The 1,520-nt window shown below is 33.6% G+C and carries 4 protein-coding genes; 1 reads left to right on the forward strand and 3 read right to left on the reverse strand.

All coding sequences use genetic code 11. The features are described from left to right. The first annotated feature begins 373 nt into the window (after positions 1-373). On the forward strand, positions 374-691 hold the full coding sequence (locus F6K13_RS32635; RefSeq protein ID WP_287289849.1) for a hypothetical protein: 318 nt from the start codon (positions 374-376) through the stop codon (positions 689-691). 135 nt (positions 692-826) lie between these two features. Here the strand turns inward: F6K13_RS32635 and F6K13_RS32640 are convergent, their stop codons facing one another. From F6K13_RS32640 to F6K13_RS32650, 3 genes are all read right to left on the reverse strand, one after another. After that, positions 827-1,015: a helix-turn-helix transcriptional regulator gene (locus F6K13_RS32640; RefSeq protein ID WP_287289850.1), complete on the reverse strand. Its 189-nt coding sequence runs from the start codon at positions 1,013-1,015 to the stop codon at positions 827-829. A gap of 127 nt (positions 1,016-1,142) precedes the next feature. Continuing rightward, entirely contained in the window at positions 1,143-1,361 is a 219-nt protein-coding gene (locus F6K13_RS32645; protein WP_287289853.1) for a hypothetical protein, read from the reverse strand. Next, on the reverse strand, positions 1,340-1,520 hold a 181-nt coding region (locus tag F6K13_RS32650), incomplete at its 5' end, for a hypothetical protein (RefSeq protein WP_287289855.1). The genes F6K13_RS32645 and F6K13_RS32650, both read right to left, overlap by 22 nt.

Consider the following 1,520-nt stretch of genomic DNA (forward strand, 5'->3'; position numbering starts at 1 on the left):
TTCAGAACTAGCTAAAGCAATTGAAGAAAACCGCCAACCACTAGAAAGCGATCGCGACTTATTTATTAGGTTAATCACTAAGGCTTTAGCCTAAGCAGTATTAACAGGAATAGCTATTTCGATATTTCTCATGAAATCAACATTTGAATCTGAGAAATTATAATATTTATGAAAATAATCATTCCCTTTGTATTTTTTAATAGTTTCCGCTAATTTATCAAGTAAGTAAAAGCTAAATATAACAAGAAGATAAGATAATAAAAAATAGTAAATTGCCAACAATATAAACATAATTTATTTTGTATATAAATGTCTTATTGAACGTAATTTTACTAGTAAAATACACTTTTTTGGAAATCTGTAACAATAAAAAATGAAATCAAAACAAGCCAATAAGCTAAGTCAAACCAAGCAATGCTCTAATTGTCCATGGCTGCAAAATAGCAATCCCTATCAAATAAATGGATATTGCAGAGAAGATCATATCAAGCTTGAAAGTACAATATTGAGTGATGTGTCGCCAGAAAATCAAGTTTTAGCGATGCTGGAAGGTGATGATTTTCAGGCTATGCTTTGCCATCACAGCAAAAAAGATGAGAATAATTATTGCATAGGATGGTTACACAATCAATTAGAAAATAATAATATTAGATTGAGAGGTAGAATGGCAGAACTAAACAGCGATAACTAAAGATTTGATATTAACTAAAAAGTAGATGCCGAGCCTCGAAACTTGCATCCACTTCTATTTGTTGAACGTAGTATCTATTCCTAGGGCATAGGAAAGAGTTTGTCATGTCTAATAGCCATAATAACTTTTTTGCGATTAATTGACTGGTAATAAAGAATCTGGCAATTCTTGAAAATTGACATTAACTGCATTCAAGAATCCTTTAAGTTGTACGACTGTCATGGTTGGCTCTGCTAAACCCTTCTCCCAACGGCGTATCGTCGATACGGCAACGCCTATTTTTTGCGCTAACGCTTCTTGTGATAGTTGCGCGTCAAGCCTCATTTGTTTAAAAGGAGATTTGGTGATTTGTGGAACGCCTTGCTTTGGTCTTGTCATATAAATATTTTGTATCTTCTATTTTATTCTAACCTAAACAGTACCATTAAAGGTTAAGAAAAACCTAAAATCTTTAATTGGAGGGCGAATATAATCGTTTGTCACCGATTGGTATTATTTCATTTACAAAAACATGAAGATCGCGATCGCCTAACTCATGAGATGAATAGACAGTAATACCCCAGCCATAAGCTGCTCCCAATCGAGAAACTGTAGCATTGCCAGCATATCCATCTTGAGAGCAGACAATATAGTAAGCATCACAATCTCTTAATACCTTGAGTACTGCCAAATTGCCATCTGTTGGGTTGTCAAAATCTCTAAAGATACTGCAAGTATGATAAACTTTGTGACGTGATTCTCTTCTCCTACTTCCATTTCTAATATTTCTACATTAATCTGTTGAGCTATTTCTCTTAGTAGTTCTTTGAGCCTAATATCAACTTTTTCA

It is taken from the genome of Okeania sp. SIO2B9, from assembly GCF_010672505.1.
GTDB classification, from domain to species: Bacteria; Cyanobacteriota; Cyanobacteriia; order Cyanobacteriales; family Microcoleaceae; genus Okeania; species Okeania hirsuta.